At 71.9% G+C, this 18,651-nt stretch carries 16 protein-coding genes; all 16 read left to right on the forward strand.

Going from position 1 to position 18,651, the window contains the following annotated elements:
* Positions 1 to 78 precede the first annotated feature (78 nt).
* The 16 genes from OG505_RS00605 to OG505_RS00680 all read left to right on the forward strand — a co-directional run bounded on the left by OG505_RS00605 (position 79) and on the right by OG505_RS00680 (position 18,569).
* Complete coding sequence (locus tag OG505_RS00605; RefSeq protein WP_405430212.1) at positions 79 to 870, forward strand: ABC transporter permease; 792 nt, start codon at positions 79 to 81, stop codon at positions 868 to 870.
* A 9-nt stretch (positions 871 to 879) separates the two neighbouring features.
* Positions 880 to 1,689 carry an ABC transporter permease gene (locus tag OG505_RS00610; protein ID WP_405430213.1) on the forward strand — a complete coding sequence of 270 codons (810 nt, stop codon included), beginning with the start codon at positions 880 to 882 and terminating at the stop codon, positions 1,687 to 1,689.
* 65 nt (positions 1,690 to 1,754) lie between these two features.
* Entirely contained in the window at positions 1,755 to 2,765 is a 1,011-nt protein-coding gene (locus OG505_RS00615) for a YihY/virulence factor BrkB family protein (RefSeq protein WP_405430214.1), read from the forward strand.
* A gap of 336 nt (positions 2,766 to 3,101) precedes the next feature.
* A complete protein-coding gene (locus tag OG505_RS00620) occupies positions 3,102 to 4,280 on the forward strand; it encodes an ROK family protein (protein ID WP_405434315.1) in 1,179 nt (392 codons plus the stop codon).
* Positions 4,277 to 5,893 (forward strand): sugar ABC transporter ATP-binding protein, encoded by a 1,617-nt coding sequence (locus OG505_RS00625; RefSeq protein ID WP_405430216.1) that lies wholly within the window; start codon positions 4,277 to 4,279, stop codon positions 5,891 to 5,893. The genes OG505_RS00620 and OG505_RS00625 overlap by 4 nt, the downstream gene beginning before the upstream one ends.
* On the forward strand, positions 5,890 to 7,017 hold the full coding sequence (locus tag OG505_RS00630) for an ABC transporter permease (RefSeq protein ID WP_405430217.1): 1,128 nt from the start codon (positions 5,890 to 5,892) through the stop codon (positions 7,015 to 7,017). Before OG505_RS00625 ends, OG505_RS00630 begins: the two co-directional genes overlap by 4 nt.
* 97 nt (positions 7,018 to 7,114) lie before the next feature.
* Positions 7,115 to 8,167 (forward strand): substrate-binding domain-containing protein, encoded by a 1,053-nt coding sequence (locus OG505_RS00635; RefSeq protein WP_405430219.1) that lies wholly within the window; start codon positions 7,115 to 7,117, stop codon positions 8,165 to 8,167.
* A gap of 54 nt (positions 8,168 to 8,221) precedes the next feature.
* Positions 8,222 to 9,397 carry a Gfo/Idh/MocA family protein gene (locus OG505_RS00640; protein ID WP_405434316.1) on the forward strand — a complete coding sequence of 392 codons (1,176 nt, stop codon included), beginning with the start codon at positions 8,222 to 8,224 and terminating at the stop codon, positions 9,395 to 9,397.
* A gap of 620 nt (positions 9,398 to 10,017) precedes the next feature.
* On the forward strand, positions 10,018 to 11,184 hold the full coding sequence (locus OG505_RS00645; RefSeq protein WP_405430220.1) for an inositol-3-phosphate synthase: 1,167 nt from the start codon (positions 10,018 to 10,020) through the stop codon (positions 11,182 to 11,184).
* A complete protein-coding gene (locus tag OG505_RS00650; protein WP_405430222.1) occupies positions 11,168 to 12,262 on the forward strand; it encodes an SCO3242 family prenyltransferase in 1,095 nt (364 codons plus the stop codon). The genes OG505_RS00645 and OG505_RS00650 overlap by 17 nt, the downstream gene beginning before the upstream one ends.
* 149 nt (positions 12,263 to 12,411) lie before the next feature.
* Positions 12,412 to 13,365 carry a sugar phosphate isomerase/epimerase family protein gene (locus tag OG505_RS00655; protein ID WP_405434317.1) on the forward strand — a complete coding sequence of 318 codons (954 nt, stop codon included), beginning with the start codon at positions 12,412 to 12,414 and terminating at the stop codon, positions 13,363 to 13,365.
* A 65-nt stretch (positions 13,366 to 13,430) separates the two neighbouring features.
* Entirely contained in the window at positions 13,431 to 14,039 is a 609-nt protein-coding gene (locus tag OG505_RS00660; protein ID WP_405430223.1) for an EboA domain-containing protein, read from the forward strand.
* Complete coding sequence (locus OG505_RS00665) at positions 14,040 to 14,894, forward strand: TatD family hydrolase (RefSeq protein ID WP_405430225.1); 855 nt, start codon at positions 14,040 to 14,042, stop codon at positions 14,892 to 14,894. It abuts the gene before it with no gap.
* Positions 14,894 to 16,093 carry a metabolite traffic protein EboE gene (gene eboE, locus OG505_RS00670; protein ID WP_405430226.1) on the forward strand — a complete coding sequence of 400 codons (1,200 nt, stop codon included), beginning with the start codon at positions 14,894 to 14,896 and terminating at the stop codon, positions 16,091 to 16,093. The genes OG505_RS00665 and eboE overlap by 1 nt, the downstream gene beginning before the upstream one ends.
* Complete coding sequence (locus OG505_RS00675; protein ID WP_405430227.1) at positions 16,090 to 17,505, forward strand: alkaline phosphatase family protein; 1,416 nt, start codon at positions 16,090 to 16,092, stop codon at positions 17,503 to 17,505. The genes eboE and OG505_RS00675 overlap by 4 nt, the downstream gene beginning before the upstream one ends.
* A complete protein-coding gene (locus OG505_RS00680; protein WP_405430228.1) occupies positions 17,502 to 18,569 on the forward strand; it encodes a polyprenyl synthetase family protein in 1,068 nt (355 codons plus the stop codon). The genes OG505_RS00675 and OG505_RS00680 overlap by 4 nt, the downstream gene beginning before the upstream one ends.
* Positions 18,570 to 18,651: the final 82 nt, after the last annotated feature.

Below are 18,651 nucleotides of genomic sequence, written 5' to 3' on the forward strand. Positions count from 1 at the left end.
CACGTCGACGGGGTCGCCGTAGGGTGACCGGCGGCCTGTCGTACCCCGGGGGTAGGAAGGTCGGGGACGGAGGTGGTCATGGTGAGTGTGGCGCAGCGGACGCGGTTGCCCTGGGTGCCGGCGTACGCGGTGTTCGAGCACTACCTGGTGGGTCTTCGTCGCACCTGGCGGGCCGGGGTGTTCTCGTCGTTCCTGCTGCCGGTGCTCACCGTGCTCGGCTTCGGGCTGGGCGTCGGTGCGTACATCGACCAGGGCGTCGGCGGGGTGCGCTATCTCGACTGGCTGGTCCCCGGGCTGATCGCCTCGACGGCGCTCCAGGTGACCGTGGGCGACTCGACGTGGCCGGTGTTCAGTAACTTCCAGTGGGTCAAGACCTACTTCGCGCAGACGGCGTCGCCGCTGCGGGTGGGCGACATCCTGGCCGGGCACCTGGCCTTCGTGCTGTTCCGGGTGCTCACGACGATCGCGGCCTTTCTGCTGGTCACCGGGTTGTTCGGGGCGTTGCGGTCGCCGTGGGCGCTGGCCACCCTGCCGGTGGTGGCGCTGCTCGCGCTGGCCGGGGCCACGCCGACGTTCGCGTACGCCGCGGTGGTGTCCAGCGACAGTTGGTTGGCGATGCTGTTCCGGTTCGCGGTCATCCCGATGACGCTGTTCGCCGGCGTGTTCTTCCCGGTCGAGTCGTTGCCGGAGGCGCTGCGCTGGCTGGCGTACGCGACTCCGCTGTGGCACGCCGTCGATCTCTGTCGTGCGGCGACGCTCGGTGTCGCCCCACAGTGGTCGGTCGACGGGCACCTGCTCTACCTGGCTGCCTGGGCGGCCGTCGGTTGGCTGCTGGCGCTGCGCGCCTTCCGCCGCAAGCTCGTCGTCTAGGGAGATCTCGTGGTCACGCTGGTGCTGCCCCGGCTGGTCGACGTCTCCGCCGCCTCCCGGCGGTCGGGGTCGGTGGTCGAGCGCAATCTCGCCGCGCTGAAGTCGGTCTACTGGCTGCTGCTGCTCTCCGGTTTCGTGGAGCCGCTGCTCTACCTGCTCTCCATCGGCGTGGGTGTCGGGACGCTGGTCGGTGACCTGCCGCTGCCCGACGGGCGGCTGGTGTCGTACGCCGCGTTCGTGGCTCCGGCGATGCTGGCCGCCTCCGCGATGACCGGGGCGCTCTCCGAGACCACCTTCAACTTCTTCGGCAAGATGAAGTACATGAAGCTGTACGACGGGATGATCGCCACCCCCGTCCGACCGTTCGAGATCGCCCTCGGTGAGCTGAGCTGGGCGATGTTGCGGGGCAGCGCCTACTCGGCCGCGTTCCTCGGGGTGATGGTCGCGTTGGATCTGACCAGCGTCGTCCACGCGCTCACCGCGCTGCCCGCCGCGGTGCTGGTCGGGTTCGCGTTCGGGGCGCTCGGCATGGCGATCTCCACCGTCATGCGCAGCTGGCAGGATTTCGACCTGGTGGGGTCCGCACAGTTCACCCTGTTCCTCTTCTCCGGCACCTTCGTGCCGGCACAGGCGTACCCGACCCTGCTGCACTGGCTGATCGAGGTCACCCCGCTGTACCGGGCCGTGCACCTGATCCGTGGCGTAGCGCTGGGCACCGGGGGTTGGCTCTGGCTGCTCGACGTGCTCTACCTGCTGGCGATGCTGGCGGTCGGCCTGCTGGTGGCGTCGCGCCGGATGGGCAGGTTGCTCTACCCGTAGGGGTTATCCGCCGCTGTTCGCGGGGCATGTCCTGGGGGCGACACCGGCGAGGAAGAGGAGGGGCGATGGCCGCCGACGAGACGTCCGCCCACCGTGAGCACAGCGAGCCGGTCGGGCCCGACGCCGGGCCGGACAGCCCCACCGATCTGCCCGGCAGCGGCTGGAAGGCCGCGCTGCGCCGCACGGTCACCGAGTTCCAGGACGACAGCCTGACCGACTGGGCGGCGGCGCTTACCTACTACGGGGTGCTGTCCATCTTCCCGGGGCTGCTGGTGCTGATCTCCATCCTCGGCCTGCTGGGCACCAGCACCACCGAGGGCGTCAAGGACACCGTCAACCAGGCGGTGCCCAACGAGAGCATCCAGAAGATCATCGAGGATGCGATCAACCAGGCGCAGGGCAGCGGAGGGCTGGCCAGCGTCGCGGCGATCATCGGTCTGCTGGCCGCGTTCTGGTCCGCGTCGGGCTACATCGCCGCGTTCATGCGCGCCTCGAACACGATCTACGACGTGCCGGAGGGTCGGCCGATCTGGAAGACGCTGCCGATCCGGGTCGGCGTCACGGCGGTGATCGGCGTGCTCCTGCTGGCCTGCGCGGTGATCGTGGTCTTCACCGGCCGCCTCGCCGAACTGGTCGGGAACGCCGTCGGCCTCGGCTCGACGGCCGTCACGGTCTGGGACGTCGCCAAGTGGCCGATGCTGCTGCTCCTGGTCAGCCTGATGTTCGCGATCCTCTACTGGGCCTCGCCGAACGCCCGGCACGGCGGGTTCCGCTGGGTCAGCCCGGGTGGGGTGCTCGCCGTGGTGATCTGGCTGGTGATCTCCGGTCTCTTCGCGCTTTACGTGAGCAACTTCGGCTCGTACAACAAGACGTACGGAGCGCTGGCCGGCGTGATCATCTTTCTGGTCTGGCTCTGGCTGAGCAACCTCGCGATCCTGTTGGGCGCCGAGTTCGACGCGGAGTTGGAGCGCGGCCGGGCCATCTCGGCCGGCCACTCCGTCGACGACGAGCCGTACCTCGAACTGCGCGACGACCGCAAGCTCAGGAAGAAGCGGAATTCGGCTGCCAAGCGCTGACCTGATCGCACAGCAGCCGCTCCCGCAGCCGCAGCGCCCCGACCTGGTTCTGCACCTGCTTGCGGGCTCACGGCCCGACATCGTCCCAGCACGCCTCGATCAGACGTGTGATGTCCATCACCACCCGGGGGTGGGAGCGCGAGGCGCTCCCGCCCCCGGTTAGTTTCCGCAGGCCCTTTTCTTGATCCACTATTAACTTTTGCTCTTACGGACAAAAGTTGCCACCGGAACGGTTGAAGCTCTGGACAGGCGGTGCGGAACGCTCCTACTGTGTCGGACACAACACCTCGACGTTGCGTCGACGTGAACGAGTTCGATGAAGAGGTGAACTCCCCGGTGCGGACCGCCGAGCCCCTGCACGTCCGATTGTTGCGGTTGCTCCGCGACGAGGGGGCCGTGTCCCGGGCCGAGTTGGGCGACCGCCTCCAGATGCCCCGCCCACGCCTGCTGGCCGAGCTGGACCGGCTGGTCGCCCTGGGTTACGTCGCCGAGGCCGGGCTCGCCGCCTCCCGGGGCGGGCGTCGCTCCACCCTGGTCGAGCTGAACCCGAAACTGCGCTTCGCGGCCGTCGACCTGGGCGCCAGCTCGATGGACGTCGAGGTGGTCAACGGCCGGCTCGAACCGGTGGCCCATTACGCCGAGCCGGCCGAAATCCGCAATGGACCGAAAGTGACCCTGCAACGGGTCAACGAGCTGCTGCACAAGGCCCGGGTCGACGGGGCGTACGAGCGGTTGGACGCGGTGGGCATCGGTGTTCCCGGCCCGGTCAGCTTCCGCGACGGCGTCCCGGTCTCGCCGCCGATCATGCCGGGCTGGGACCGGTTTCCGGTCCGCGAGCTGCTCAGCCGGGAGCACGGCTGCCCGGCGGTGGTCGACAACGACGTCAACATCATGGCGATCGGTGAGCGTCACGGCGGGGTCGCCCACTCGGTGGACGACTTCCTCTTCGTGAAGATCGGCACCGGCATCGGCTGCGGCATCTACCTGACCGGCGACGTCTACCGCGGCACCGACGGCTGCGCCGGGGACATCGGCCACATCCAGGTCGACGCGCACGGGCCGATGTGCTCGTGCGGGAACGTCGGATGTCTAGAGGCGTTGTTCAGCGGCGCCGCGTTGGCCAAGGACGCGACCGCCGCCGCCCGCAGCGGGGCGTCGCCGGCACTGGCCGAGCGGTTGGTCCTGCGCGGCGCGGTAACCGCTCTGGACGTCGCCGAGGGCGCGGTCGAGGGCGACGTGACCTGTATCCAGTTGATCCGCGACGGCGGGCGGCGGGTCGGCGGAGTCCTCGCCGGCCTGGTGAGCTTCACCAACCCGTCGATGATCGTGATCGGTGGTGGGCTGGCCCAGCTCGGGCACATCCTGCTCGCCGAGATCCGCAGCGTGGTCTACCGCCGGTCGCTGCCGCTGGCCACCGGCAACCTGCCCGTCGTGCTGTCCGAACTGGGTGGTCGGGCCGGCGTCGCCGGTGCGGCAGTGCTCGCCAGCGACGTCGCCTTCGGGGAAGCATCATGAGCGAGGAGGAGACCGTGGCCCTGTCCGACGAGACCGCCACCACCGGGTCGGCCGACGCCGACGCGCCGCTGGTCGAAGCTCCGCCCGACACCGTCGCGGGCGAGGTGGTCCTGCGCCTCACCGACGTGGTCAAGACCTTCCCCGGCGTACGCGCCCTTGACGGTGTGCAGCTCGAGGTACGCGCCGGAGAGGTGCACTGCCTGCTGGGGCAGAACGGTGCCGGCAAGTCCACCCTCATCAAGGTGCTGGCCGGAGTGCACCAACCGGATTCCGGGCTCGTCCAGTGGCGCGGCGAACCGGTCACCTTCGCCAACCCGCAGGCCGCCATGAAGGCCGGCATCGCCACCATCTACCAGGAACTCGACCTCGTCGAAGACCTCTCGGTCGCGGAGAACGCGTTCCTCGGGCACGAGTACCGCAGCCTCGGCTTCGTCCGGCGCGGCCGGATGGCCCGGCACACCCGGCAGATCCTCAGCCGGCTGGGTCACGGCGAGATCCCGCCCGGGCGGATGGTCCGCTCCCTGCCGGCGGCCGGCAAGCAGATCGTCAGCATGGCCCGGGCGCTGTCGCACGAGGCCCGACTGATCATCATGGACGAGCCGAGCGCGGTGCTGGCGCACGACGAGGTCGGCAACCTGTTCCGGATCATCCGCGAGCTGACCGCGCAGGGCATCGCCGTCATCTACATCTCCCACCGTCTGGAGGAGATCCGCGAGATCGGCGACCGGGTCACCGTACTCAAGGACGGCCGGACCACGGCGGCGAACCTGCCGGCACGCGACACCCCGACCCGCGACCTGGTCAGCCGGATGACCGGCCGGACCATCGAGTACGTCTTCCCGGACCGGCCGGCCGACGACACCGCCGGCGCCGACCTGCTCCAGGTGGACGGGTTGACCCGCACCGGCGAGTTCGCCAACGTCTCGCTGAACGTGCGGGCCGGGGAGATCGTCGGCATCGCCGGCCTGGTCGGCTCCGGCCGGTCCGAGCTGCTGGAGACGATCTACGGTGCCCGGCTGGCGGAGGCTGGCACGGTGCGGATGGACGGCAAGGTGCTGCGCCCCGGCGTCGGGGCGGCGGTGCGGGCCGGCATGGGCATGGCCCCGGAGGAGCGCAAGAGCCAGGCGCTGCTGCTCGGCGAGCCGATCTACCGCAACGTCACGCTCGCCACCTTCGGCCGGTACGCGCGGCTCGGCTTCACCAACGCGGCGGCGGAACGCGCCGAGGCGGACCGGATCGCCGAGACCCTGGAACTGCGGCCCCGGGACGTCGACCGGCCGGTACGCACCCTGTCCGGCGGCAACCAGCAGAAGGTGGTGGTCGGCCGGTGGTTGCTCGGCGGCACCAAGCTGCTGCTCCTCGACGAGCCCACCCGGGGTGTGGACGTGGGCGCCCGGGCCGAGCTGTACCAGGTCATCCGATCACTGGCCGCGCAGGGCGTCGGCGTGCTGCTGGTCTCCAGCGAGGTACCCGAGGTGCTGGGCCTGGCCGACCGGGTGCTGGTGATGCGGGAGGGCCGGGTCGTCCGCGAAGCCCCGGCCGGCGAACTCGACGAGAACACTGTGCTTGACCTCGTGATGGCGGGGTCCTTGATGGAAGGCGCACCGGCATGAGCGACGCGACTCCCACACCCACCGCGACACCGGAACGCCCACAGCTTCCGGCGCAGTCGCCGCCGGTGGCCCCCGCGGAGACGGCAGCGACCAGCGACAGGGCGGCATCCACCGGCAAGCTCTCCTGGTGGCGGGGCGACGGCGGCGACGGCGCGAAGCGCAACCTCGGTCTGATCGGCGTGCTGGCCGCGCTCATCGTGGTCGGCGCGGTCACCAAGCCCGAGCTGTACGGCGACCCCACCTGGGTCTGGAACAACGTGCTGGCGATCCTCCAGCTCGCCTCGGTCGTCGGCGTGGTCACGGTCGGCATGACCTTCGTGATCATCGGCGGTGGCATCGACCTGTCGGTCGGAGCGATCGTCGCGCTGGCCGGGGTCTGGTGCACCACGGTGGCCACCCAGAGCTACGGCGCCGGCGGCATGATCTTCACGGCCCTCGTGGTCGGCATCTGCGTCGGCCTGGTCAACGGCGTCCTCATCTCGTACGGCAAGTTGGTGCCCTTCATCGCGACCCTCGCGATGCTGGTGGCCGCGCGCGGCCTGGCGGCGTCGATCTCCAACAAGCAGACGCAGGTGTCGAGCAGCACGTTCATCAACGACATCGCCGCCCGCAAGGTGATCGGCATCCCGATCCTCGTCTACATCCTCGGCGCGGTGGTGGTGGCCGGGTGGGTCCTGCTCAACCGGACGACCTTCGGCCGGCGGACGGTCGCCGTGGGCGGTAACCCGGAGGCGGCCCGGCTGGCCGGCATCAACGTGCGCCGGCACACCATGCTGCTCTACGCGCTCTCCGGTCTGTGCTGCGGCATCGCCGCCATCATGCTCACCTCGCAGGCCACCTCGGCGCAGGCGGCGATGGCCAACCTGTACGAGCTGGACGCGATCGCCGCGGCGATCATCGGCGGGACGCTGCTGAGCGGGGGGCGCGGCACGATCGTCGGCTCGCTGCTGGGCGTCATCATCTTCGCCACGATCACGAACCTCTTCGCCATCAACGGCCTCTCCATCGAGGCGCAGAACATGGTCAAGGGCGGCATCATCGTCGCCGCCGTCCTGATCCAGCAGTTCCAGTTCAAGTCCGTCACTCGGCTCCTCGCGCGGAACAGGGTCACCACCGCAACCTGACGCACCGCACCGTTGTCCAGGCGACGTCGAGATCTTCGACGGTGGCCGGACCTTGCACACCCTCACCCATGTGAAAACCGCTCCCAGGAGGTCGTTCATGACCCAGAACAGTCGCGACCTGTCGCGCCGCCGGTTGCTCTTCGGTGGAGCCGCGGTCGGCGCCGCCACCCTGCTGACCGCCTGCACCAGTAACGAGACCCCGGCCGCCAGCACCCAGACCAAGGCCGCCGGAAACGCCGAGGGCAACAACGCCCCGGGCAAGAAGGTCGTCATCGGCTTCTCCGCCCCGGCAGCCGACCACGGCTGGATGGGCGCCATCCACGCCAACGCCAAGGCCCAGGCCGCGGCGTACTCGGACGTGGAGTTCAAGGAGGTCGACGGCGGGTCGAACTCGGAGGCCCAGCGCTCCACGCTCGGCACCCTGATCGCCCAGAAGCCGGACATCATCGTCGTGCTGCCGCACGACGGCAAGGAGGTCAACGCCGTTGCCCTCCAGGCCATGCAGGCCGGCATCCCGATCGTCAACCTCGACCGGGCGTTCCCCGACGCGCTGGCCTCCCGGCTGGTGATCAAGGGTGACAACTACGGCATGGGCGTCTCGGCCGGGCACTTCATCGGCAAGCAGCTCAAGGACAAGGGCGTCGCCAACCCGGTCATCGGTGAGATCGCCGGTCTGGAGATCCCGCTGACCGTCGAGCGCAGCGAGGGCTTCAAGGCGGCCCTGGCGACGTACGGGTTCAAGGTCACCAACCGTCGTTCGGCCGAGTTCACCTCGGACAGCGGCCAGCGCGAGGCGGCCCAGCTCCTCCAGGCGTTGCCGAAGATCGACGCGATCTGGAACCACGACGACGACCAGGGCATCGGTGTGCTCGCGGCCATCAAGCAGGCCAACCGGTCGGAGTTCTTCATGGTTGGCGGTGCCGGCTCCAAGCTCGCGATCGACGCGATCAAGGCCGATAACTCGGTGCTGAAGGCGACGGTGACCTACAACCCGTCGATGGCGTCCTCGGCGGTCTCGCTGGCGCGGCTCATCGCGCAGGGTCGGGGCCTGGGCGACCTGACGGAGCTGCAGGTGCCCAAGGAAGTGACCCTCGCCTCCGAGACGATCACCAAGGAGAACGCGAGCAGCTACGACAAGCTCGGGTTCTGACATACCGGGGGGAGACCCACCTTGTCCACGACAGACAAAGAACTGCGGATCGGCATGGTCGGTTACGCGTTCATGGGCGCCGCGCACTCGCAGGCGTGGCGCACCGTGAACCGCGTGTACGACCTGCCGGCACGAGCCAGGATGGCGCTGATCTGCGGCCGCGACACAGCGAAGGTGGCCGAGGCCGCCGACCGGCTCGGCTGGGACGCGCACACGACGGACTGGCGCGACGTGATCAACTCCGACGAGATCGACGTGGTTGACATCTGCACACCCGGCGACAGTCACGCCGAGATCGCCCTCGCCGCACTGGCCGCCGGCAAGCACGTCCTGTGCGAGAAGCCGCTGGCCAACACAGTGGCGGAGGCACGGGCGATGACCGCCGCGGCGGACACCGCCCGCGCCTCCGGGGTGCGCTCGATGTGCGGGTTCAACTACCGCCGGGTTCCCGCGGTCACGATGATGCGCCAGATGGTCGCCGACGGACGACTCGGGGTGATCCGGCACGTCCGAGCGACGTACCTGCAGGACTGGATCGTGGATCCGCAGTTCCCGCTGGTCTGGCGGTTGCAGAAGGACAGGGCGGGCTCCGGCGCGCTCGGTGACATCGGTGCGCACATCATCGACCTGACGCAGTTCGTCGTCGGCCAGCGGATCACCGGCGTCAGCGCCGTCACCGAGACGTTCGTCAAGGAGCGGCCACTGCCGGCCGAGTCGAGCGGTCTGGCGGCCACTGTGGATGGCGGCTCGGCGCCCACCGGGCCGGTCACCGTCGACGACGCCGCGATCTTCGTGGCCCGGCTCGACGGCGGCGCCCTGGCGACGTACGAGGCGAGCCGTTTCGCCACGGGCCGCAAGAACGCCCTCCGAGTCGAGATCAACGGCTCGCTGGGCAGCGTGGTCTTCGACCTGGAGCGGCTCAACGAGTTGGAGTTCTACGACGCCACCCGGCCTACCCTGGAACAGGGCTTCAGCCGGATCCTGGTGACCGAGAGCGACCACCCGTACATGTCGGCGTGGTGGCCGCCCGGCCACATCATCGGCTACGAGCACTCCTTCACCCACCAGATGCGCGATCTCATCGAGGCGATCGCCACCGGCACCGACCCGGCGCCCTCCTTCGCCGACGCGTTGCAGGTCCAGCTCGTGCTGGACGCGGTGACCCGTTCGGCGGACGTCGGTTCCTCCTGGACCGACGTGGAACCGGCGCTGACCGCGGTGGCCGTCTGACCCCCTGACCATCCGCGACGGCGGTGTTCGCGCCGCCGTCGCCCGACCGGCTTTCCGGAGCCGACCGGCGAGGGACCGGCCGCGGTTTGCGCCCCGCGGTCGGGACGAGGTCGGCTCCGGAGAGTGTGCAGCCGGGCCGCGTGGCCCGGTGGCGCACGAGCAGGACGGTCGTCCGGTGCGACCGGACCGGGATTCCCCGGCCGCACCGGAGGACCGCCACCACCCCCGGCAATCCGGAGGACCCGATGACACCGCCCGCCGCTGCCCCCACTCGTCCCGCCTCGGTACGCCGCCCTACGGCGGGCCGCACCTTGGTCGACGATCCGGTGGGCACGGCAACCTGAGACGTCCGGTCGGGGCACGCCAACGCCCCGGCCGGCCGGGCGGGGGAGGCAGGGTCGAGACGCCGACCGACCCTGCCTGCCAGCCCCGTCTGCCCGCACCCGTACCGGAAACCGGTCCGTCGTCGTCGCCGCCGACGCCGACGCCGGATCCGGTGTCGTTCCGGTACGGGTCGGGCGGGCGGGGCCCATCCGCCAAAGTCGTAGCTTTTTGAAAAATATTCTGATATTCCTATATTTAATTACACCGACGGTTCCTCCTGGACGGGAAGGAGCACCATGCGAACGGGTGTCTGGCTGGTAGGAGCGCGCGGTTCGGTCGCGACCACCAGCATCGTCGGAGGGCTCGCGCTGCGGGCCGGCCTGGCCGGGCCGACCGGCTGCGTCACCGAGTTGCCGGATCTGCGCGGTCCCGCCCTCCCGTCCTTCGCGGATCTGGTCTTCGGTGGCCACGACGTGGCCACCACCCCGTTGAGCAAGCGCGCCGAGGCCCTGGCCGACACCGGTGTGATACCCGGTCGGCTGGTCGCCGCGCTCCCCGACGAGCTGGCCGCCGTCGAGCAGGAACTGCGTCCGGCCCCGCTCGGCGCCACCCAGGCCGACCGGGTCGCGACCCTCGTGGGTGACCTCAAAGCCTTCCGTGCGCGCAACCGGCTGGACCGCGTGGTCGTGGTCAACGTCTCCGCCACCGAACCCGCGCCTCGACCGCACCCCGGGCACGCCGATCCAGCCGCGCTGCGGGCCGCCCTCGCCGGTCCGGACGAGGTGCTGCCGCCCAGTTCCCTGTACGCGTACGCGGCGCTGCTGGCCGACTGCCCGTACGTCGACTTCACCCCGTCCACCGGGCTGCGGCTGCCGGCGCTGGCCGCGCTGGCCGAAGAGCTACGCCTGCCGTACGCCGGGCACGACGGCAAGACCGGCGAGACCCTGATCAAGTCGGTTCTCGCGCCGATGTTCGCAATGCGCAACCTCGCCGTGCGCTCCTGGTCCGGGATGAACCTGCTCGGCGGCGGCGACGGCGCCACCCTCGCCGACCCGGCCGCCAACGCGGCCAAGGTGCAGAGCAAGCAACGCGTGCTCGGCGAGACGCTGGGCTACGTCCCGCAGGGCAACACCCGCATCGAGTACGTCGAGGAGCTGGGCGACTTCAAGACCGCCTGGGATCTGATCACGTTCGCCGGCTTCCTCGGCACCGGAATGCGGATGGAGTTCACCTGGCACGGCTGCGACTCCGCGCTGGCCGCGCCGCTGGTGCTCGACCTGGCCCGGCTCACCGCCGCCGCGCACGCCGCCGGGCACGTGGGGCCGCTGGTCGACCTGGGCTTCTTCTTCAAGGATCCGCTCGGCGCGCCCACCCACTCGCTGGCCGAGCAGTGGGCCCGGCTGACCGACTTCACCCAGCGGTTGCACGCCGGCCTGGACGGTGGCCATGACCACGCTGGCTGACGTGGCCGAGCTGGTCCGGGCGCCGGCCGCGCTCTCGGTCCCCGGTGACGTGGTCGCCGGCGCGGCGGCCGCCGGCGCGTTGAGCCCGCGTACCCCTGCCCTCGCCGGCGCGTCGGTGCTGCTCTACTGGGCCGGCATGGCCGCCAACGACTGGGCCGACCGGGAGTTGGACGCCGTCGAACGCCCCGAGCGGCCGATCCCCAGCGGCCGAGTCACCCCGAGCGCCGCGTTGGGCCTCGCGGCCGGCCTCACCGCCGCCGGCGTGGGCCTGGCCGCCGCCGTGGGCGGTCGCCGCGCGGCCGCGCTCGCGGTGCCACTGGCCGCCAGCATCTGGGGGTACGACCTGCTGGCCAAGAACACCGCCGCCGGCCCCGCCGTGATGGCCGCCTGCCGAGGGCTGGACGTGCTGCTGGGCGCATCCGGCGGCCACCTGTGGCGGGCGCTCCCCTCGGCGGCGACCGTGGCGGCCCACACCTGGACGGTCACCACCCTGTCCCGGCGCGAGGTCACCGGCACGGACGCGGCTCTGCCGATGCGCACACTGGCGGGCACCGCCCTGGTCGCCGCCAGCGCCGCCGTCGCCGTTCCCGGCGCCCGTGGGGCTGCCGTTCCCGGCGCCCGTGGGGCTGCCGTTCCCGGCGCCCGTGGGGCTGCCGTTCCCGGCGCCCGTGGGGCTGCCGTTCCCGGCGCCCGTGGGGCTGCCGTTCCCGGCGCCCGTGGGGCTGCCGTTCCCGGCGCCCGTGGCGCTGTTGTCCCCGGCGCCGAAGCTGGCGGGGCTGCCGGGGCCGACGGGCGGGCCGTCGTGGGCGCGGGCCGGGCCCGGTCGGCCGGGTTCGCCGTCGCGCTGCCCGCGCTGCTGGCCGGGTGGTACGCCGCCCGCTACGGCGCGGCTCAGGCCCAGGTCGTCCGGGATCCCTCGGCCGGGAAGGTCCGCGCGGCGGTCGGCGCGGGGATCACCGGCCTGCCCGCCCTGCAGGGGGCGCTGACCGCACGCGGCGGCGCCGGCCTGCTCGGGCTGGCCGTCGCGGCGGCGGCGCCGCTGGGTCGTCGGCTGGCCCGGAAGGTCTCCCCGACATGACCGTGCCCCGGCCCCGACCCGCGCAGTCCGAAACTGCTCCGCCCGACACCGCGCAGCCCGACACCGCGCAGCCCGACACCGCTCGGCCTCGACCCGCGCAGCCCGACACCGCTCGGCCTCGACCCGCGCAGTCCGGCAACGGGACGGTCCTGCCGCCGAGCGCCGACGCGACGGCGCTGCGCCTCGGGTACGGCACGAACGGCTTCGCCAACCACCGGCTCGACGACGCGCTCGCCGTCCTCGCCGACCTCGGCTACGACGGCGTGGCGCTCACCCTGGACCACGACCATTTGGACCCGTTCGCACCCGGGCTCACCCGCCGGATCGCGGCGGTCGCCCGGCGGCTGGACGCGCTGGGTCTGGGGGTGGTGATCGAGACCGGGGCCCGCTATCTGCTCGACCCGTGGCACAAGCACGCACCGACGCTGCTGCACGACGACCCCACCCGGCGGATCGAGTTCCTTCGCCGAGCGGTGCGGATCGGCGCTGACCTGGGAGCGGAGGCGGTCTCGTTCTGGGCCGGTGTGCGGCCCGAGACGGTGTCGCCGCAGTGCGCCTGGGACCGGCTGGTCGCCGGCTGCGCCAGCGTGGTCGACGCCGCCGACAGCGCGGGCGTCACCCTCGGCTTCGAGCCGGAGCCGGGCATGCTGGTCGAGAGCATCACCGACTGGCGTCGACTGCACGCGGCGCTCGACGCTCCGACCCGCTTCGGCATCACCCTCGACATCGGTCACTGCCGGTGCCTGGAGCCGTGGCCGGTGCCGCAGTGCGTCGCCGAGGTGGCCGACCACCTGGTCAACGTGCAGATCGACGACATGCGCCGGGGCGTGCACGAGCACCTGGAGTTCGGCACCGGTGAAATCGACTTCCCGCCGGTGCTGGCGGCCCTTGCCGAGGCCGGCTACCGCGGGCTGGTCGCCGTCGAGTTGCCCCGCGACTCGCACGCCGCACCGGACGTGGCCGCCCGGTCCATTGATTTCCTGCGCGCCGCGGCGGCCACCTCGACAATCGGTGACCGCCGGCGACAAGAGGTACCCGCCGACGCCCTTTGCTCTGCTTCAACGGACGCAACAGATCCGGACACCAACCGTCGCGTGGAGTGAAGCAGAGCAAAGGACGCGCTCGGGCACCCGCGGAGCGGCGCAGCAGCACAAGGGGAGGAGACGGGATGACACCGGATTCACTACGGGCCGCGCTGCGGGGCGTACCCGATCCCGATTGGCTGGACGAGGCGCTGCGCCAGGTCGCGGCCGAGCCCACCGCGATCGCCCGGCTCTTTCCCGCCGTCGGCCGGCGTTGCGGGCGGGCCGCCTTGCCCGACGCCCCCGGCTGGACCGCCGACGACGCGGCCCGGGTGCTGCTGCTCACCGCCCTGCCGGGCGAGCACGCCTCGTACGTCGAGAGCCTCTACCAGCACGGTGACGCGGCCGAGCGGCGGGCCGTGCTGCGGGCCCTGCCGCTGCTGCCGATCGGCGCCGACGGGGTGCCGCTGCTGCACGACGCGATCCGGACCAACGACACCCGGCTGATCGCCGCCGCCCTCGGCCCGTACGCCCGGCACCTCGACCCGGCCGCCTGGCGGCAGGCGGTGCTCAAGTGCGTGTTCAGCGGCGTGCCGTTGGCCGTGGTCGCCGACCTGGAGACCCGCGCCGACGGGGAGTTGGCCGCGATGCTGGCCGCGCTCACCGCCGAGCGGCACGCCGCCGGCCGGGAGATGCCCGCCGACGCCACCGACCTGCTCGACCGGCTCACCGCCGCACTGCCCCGGGAGGCGTGAATGCGCATCTTCGACCCCCACATCCACATGACCTCACGCACCACCGACGACTACGAACGGATGGCCGCCGCCGGGGTCCGCGCGGTGGTGGAGCCGGCGTTCTGGCTGGGCCAGCCGCGCACCAGCGTCGCCTCGTTCATCGACTACTTCGACTCGCTCATCGGCTGGGAGCCCTTTCGAGCCGGGCAGTTCGGGGTGCGGCACCACGCCACGATCGCGCTCAACCCCAAGGAGGCCAACGACCCGCGCTGCCGCCCGGTGCTCGACCTGCTGCCCCGCTACCTGGACAAGGACGCGGTCGTGGCGGTCGGCGAGATCGGGTACGACTCGATGACCCCGGAGGAGGACGAGGCGTTCGCCGCGCAGCTCGCCCTCGCCGTGGCGTACGACCTGCCGGCGCTGGTGCACACCCCGCACCGGGACAAGGCGCGCGGCTGCGAGCGCACCCTCGCCGTGGTCGCCGAGTCCGGCATCGACGCGGGTCGCGTGGTCGTCGACCACCTCAACGAGGTGACCGTCAAGCTGGTGCGGGACAGCGGCTGCTGGCTGGGTTTCTCCATCTACCCGGACACGAAGATGACGCCGCAGCGGATGGTCGAGTTGCTGCGCGAGTACGGCACGGAACGGATGCTGGTCAACTCGGCCGCCGACTGGGGTCGCTCCGATCCGCTGCTGACCCGGGCCACCGCCGAGGCGATGCTGCTCGCCGGGTTCAGCGACGACGACGTCGACCGGGTGCTGTGGCGCAACCCCGTGGAGTTCTACGGCCAGTCCGGTCGGCTCGACCTGAGCGACCTCGACGTCACCGCCGTGGACCCGCAGACCGGCAACTCGATCCTGCGCGGCGGCAGCTGATGCGGCTGCGACATGCCGGGGGCGACACCGTCCATCTCGGCTACTGCACCAACGTGCACCCCGCCGAGGACCTCGCCGGCATCCTCGGTCAACTGGACACCTACGCCGTGCCGGTGCGTGAAGCGCTCGGCAGCGACCTGCTCGGCCTCGGCCTGTGGCTGGCCGCCCCGGTCGCCGCCGAACTGGCCGCCGACCCGGCGCTGCGCCTGCGGCTGCGCGCCGAGCTGGACGCGCGAGGGCTGGAGGTGGTCACCCTCAACGGCTTCCCGTACGCGGCCTTCCAGGCGCCCGTCGTGAAGCAGGACGTGTACCACCCGGACTGGACCACCGAGCAGCGGCTGACGTACACCCTGGATCTGGCCCGGGTGCTCGCCGACCTGCTGCCCGACGACGCGGCCCGGGGCTCGATCTCCACCCTGCCACTGGCCTGGCGGCGGCCCTGGGACACCGAGCGGGCCGGCGCCGCCCGACGCCGGCTGGACCAGCTCGCCGCCGGCCTGGCCGCCGTGCAGCGCGACACCGGCCGCGAGGTGCGGGTCGCCTTCGAGCCGGAGCCCGGCTGTGTGGTGGAGAGCACCGGGCAGGCGGCCGCGCTGTTGGACGGCATCGACACCGACCGGTTGGGCGTCTGCCTCGACCTGGCCCACCTGGCGTGCGCCTGGGAGGAGCCGACCGAGGCGTTGGAACGACTGCGGACGGCCGGACTGCCCGTGGTGAAGGTGCAGGTCTCCGCAGCCGTCGAGGCCGCCGACCCGGCCGGCGGCGCGGACGCGCTGCGCCGCTGGGTGGAGCCGCGCTTCCTGCACCAGACCCGGAGCGCCGGTTGCGCCGGTCTGGCCGACCCGGCCGATGCGGCGTACGCGGCCGACGACCTGGACGAGGCGCTGGACCGGGCGCTGCCCGGCCCGTGGCGGGTGCACTACCACGTGCCGCTGCACGCCCCGCCGGAGGAACCGCTCGGCTCGACCCTGCCCGTCCTGCGCGCCGCGCTGAGAGCGCTCTTCAGCGGGCCGGCCGCCGGGTGCGACCACCTCGACGTCGAGACGTACACCTGGGGGGTTCTACCGGCCGCGCGGCGGCCCGGCACCGACGCGGAGCTGGCCGCCGGCATCGCCGCCGAGCTGGCCTTCGCCCGAGACGAACTGGTCGGCCTCGGGCTGACCCCGGACCACGCCGTGAGCGCGGGAGTGACGCGATGAGCCGACGACTGGTGGTACTCGACGTGGTGGGGCTGACCCCCCGACTGCTGGCGCACATGCCTCGGCTGCGCGGCGTCGCCGACGGCGGCTTCCGGGCCGAGCTGGGCACCGTGCTGCCGGCGGTGACCTGCTCGGTGCAGTCCACCTTCCTCACCGGCGAACAGCCCAGCGGGCACGGAATCGTCGGCAACGGGTGGTACTTCCGGGAGCTGGGCGAGGTGTTCCTGTGGCGCCAGCACAACGCGCTGGTCGGCGGGGACAAGCTCTGGCAGGCGGCGCGTCGGGCCGAACCGGGCTACACCGTTGCCAACGTCTGCTGGTGGTACGCCATGGGCGCGGACGTCAACTGGACCGTCACGCCACGACCGGTGTACTACGCCGACGGCCGCAAGGAGCCGGACTGCTACACCGACCCGCCGGAGCTGCACGACGCGCTCACCGGGCGGCTGGGCACCTTCCCGCTGTTCACCTACTGGGGGCCGACCGCCGGGCTGCCGTCGTCGCGGTGGATCTGCCGGGCGGCCGAGCAGATCCTGGCCGACGTGTCACCCGATTTGACCCTGGTCTACGTCCCCCACCTGGACTACGACCTGCAACGCTTCGGCCCCTCGTCGGCCCAGGCCGCCGCCGCGGCGGCCGAGCTGGACGCGGTGCTCGGCCCGCTGCTGGACGCCGCGCGGGCCCGCGACGCGACAGTGGTGGTGCTCTCGGAGTACGGCATCACCGACGTGTCCCGGCCGGTGGACGTCAACCGGCTGCTGCGTGCCGAAGGGCTGCTGCGGGTGCACACCCAGGCCGGCATGGAGTACCTCGACCCGTGGACGTCGAAAGCGTTCGCGGTCGCCGACCACCAGGTCGCGCACGTCTACGTCAAGGATCCGGCCGACGTGCCGGCGGTGGCGAAGCTCTGCGCCGGGCTGCCCGGGGTGGCCGAGGTGCTGGACGCCGACGGCAAGGCCGCGTACGGGCTGGACCACCCACGCGCCGGCGAGCTGGTGCTGGTGGCCGAGCCGGACTCCTGGTTCACCTACTACTACTGGCTCGACGACGCCCGCGCGCCGGACTTCGCCCGGCTGGTCGAGATCCACCGCAAGCCGGGGTACGACCCCGCCGAGCTGTTCTTCGACCCGGCCAACCCCGGCGCCGCGAAGGCACGTGCCGGGGTGGCGCTGGCCCGCAAGAAGCTCGGCATGCGCTACCTGATGAGCGCCGTCGGCCTGGACGCCGGCGCCCAGGCGGTACGCGGCTCACACGGGCGGTTGCCCAGCGACCCGGCGGACGCCCCGGTGCTGCTCTGTTCCGACCCGTCCGCTGCCCGGGACCGGGTGGCGGCCACCGAGGTGAAGGCGCTGCTGCTGGAGTTGGCCGGGTTGGCCAACGGTGACGGTGGCCGGTCCGGGGTGGGATCGTGACGGCCACCGTCGCTCCGGCGGACGCGAGCGGGCTGCGGGCGCGCTTCGACGCGGAGCTGGCCGCCTTCCTCGACCGGCAGGGCCCGGACTGGCCCGACGGAGCGCCGCGCGGGGTGTTCACCGCCCTGCAACGGTTCGTGCTGGCCGGCGGGAAGCGGCTGCGTCCGCTGTTCTGCTACTGGGGCTGGCGTGCTGCCGGGGCCGCCGACGACCGCCCGATCGTGGTGGCCGCGGCGGCGCTGGAGCTGTTCCACGCGTTCGCGCTGATCCACGACGACATCCTGGACGGCAGCGACCGCCGCCGGGGCGAACCGTCGGTGCACCGCCTCTTCGCCGACCTGCACGCCCGCTCGTCGTGGCGCGGCGACCCCGAGGCGTACGGGCGCAACACCGCCCTGCTCTGCGGGGACCTCTGCGCCGCCTGGTCGGATCAGATGTTCCACGAGTGCGGGCTGGACACCGAGCAGGTGCACCGGGGCTACGCCGTGTTCGCGCTGATGCGTACCGAGGTGATCGCGGGGGAGTACCTCGACCTGGTCTCCGGGGTGGGTGACGGCTCGGTGGCCAGCGCGCTCACCGTGATCCGGATGAAGGCCGCCCGGTACACGGTCACCCGACCGTTGCAGATCGGCGCGGCGCTGGCCGGGGCGGGACCGGAGCTGATCGCGGCTCTCGGTGAGTTCGGTGATCCGTTGGGGGACGCCTTCCAGCTCCGCGACGACGTGTTGGGCGTCTTCGGTGATCCGGCGGTCACCGGCAAGTCGATCCTGGACGACCTGCGTGAGGGCAAGCCCACGGTGATGATGGCGCTGGCCCGCAGCGCCGCCGACCGGTCGCAGACCCTTCGGCTGCGCGAGCTGTTCGGCAACCCGAAGTTGGACGCGGACGGCGCGGTCGAGCTGCGCGAGATCATCGAGGTCACCGGCGCGCGGGACCGGATCGAACAGATGATCAGAATTCGCAAGGAAGCCGCGACGGGAGCGCTGGCGGCGGTGCCGCTTCCCGATTCGGTACGGGCGGCGTTGGTGGGGTTGGCCAGTCAGGTGACCGGTCGGCAGTCCTGACGTGTCGGCGTCGCGTGCCGCCCCTTGGCGCGTGCGGCACGCGACGTCCTGACCCTTTCTTACGGTCCCGACCCGGCAACTT

It is taken from the genome of Micromonospora sp. NBC_00617, from assembly GCF_045161355.1.
Classification (GTDB): domain Bacteria; phylum Actinomycetota; class Actinomycetes; order Mycobacteriales; family Micromonosporaceae; genus Micromonospora.

What these genes read in the sequence shown, in the direction of transcription:
- OG505_RS00605 (WP_405430212.1), top strand. Translation starts at nt 79, where the DNA reads ATGGTGAGTGTGGCGCAGCGGACGCGGTTGCCCTGGGTGCCGGCGTAC.
- OG505_RS00615 (WP_405430214.1), top strand. Translation starts at nt 1,755, where the DNA reads ATGGCCGCCGACGAGACGTCCGCCCACCGTGAGCACAGCGAGCCGGTC.
- OG505_RS00625 (WP_405430216.1), top strand. Translation starts at nt 4,277, where the DNA reads ATGAGCGAGGAGGAGACCGTGGCCCTGTCCGACGAGACCGCCACCACC.
- OG505_RS00630 (WP_405430217.1), top strand. Translation starts at nt 5,890, where the DNA reads ATGAGCGACGCGACTCCCACACCCACCGCGACACCGGAACGCCCACAG.
- OG505_RS00635 (WP_405430219.1), top strand. Translation starts at nt 7,115, where the DNA reads ATGACCCAGAACAGTCGCGACCTGTCGCGCCGCCGGTTGCTCTTCGGT.
- OG505_RS00640 (WP_405434316.1), top strand. Translation starts at nt 8,222, where the DNA reads ATGGTCGGTTACGCGTTCATGGGCGCCGCGCACTCGCAGGCGTGGCGC.
- OG505_RS00645 (WP_405430220.1), top strand. Translation starts at nt 10,018, where the DNA reads ATGCGAACGGGTGTCTGGCTGGTAGGAGCGCGCGGTTCGGTCGCGACC.
- OG505_RS00650 (WP_405430222.1), top strand. Translation starts at nt 11,168, where the DNA reads ATGACCACGCTGGCTGACGTGGCCGAGCTGGTCCGGGCGCCGGCCGCG.
- OG505_RS00660 (WP_405430223.1), top strand. Translation starts at nt 13,431, where the DNA reads ATGACACCGGATTCACTACGGGCCGCGCTGCGGGGCGTACCCGATCCC.
- OG505_RS00665 (WP_405430225.1), top strand. Translation starts at nt 14,040, where the DNA reads ATGCGCATCTTCGACCCCCACATCCACATGACCTCACGCACCACCGAC.
- eboE (WP_405430226.1), top strand. Translation starts at nt 14,894, where the DNA reads ATGCGGCTGCGACATGCCGGGGGCGACACCGTCCATCTCGGCTACTGC.
- OG505_RS00675 (WP_405430227.1), top strand. Translation starts at nt 16,090, where the DNA reads ATGAGCCGACGACTGGTGGTACTCGACGTGGTGGGGCTGACCCCCCGA.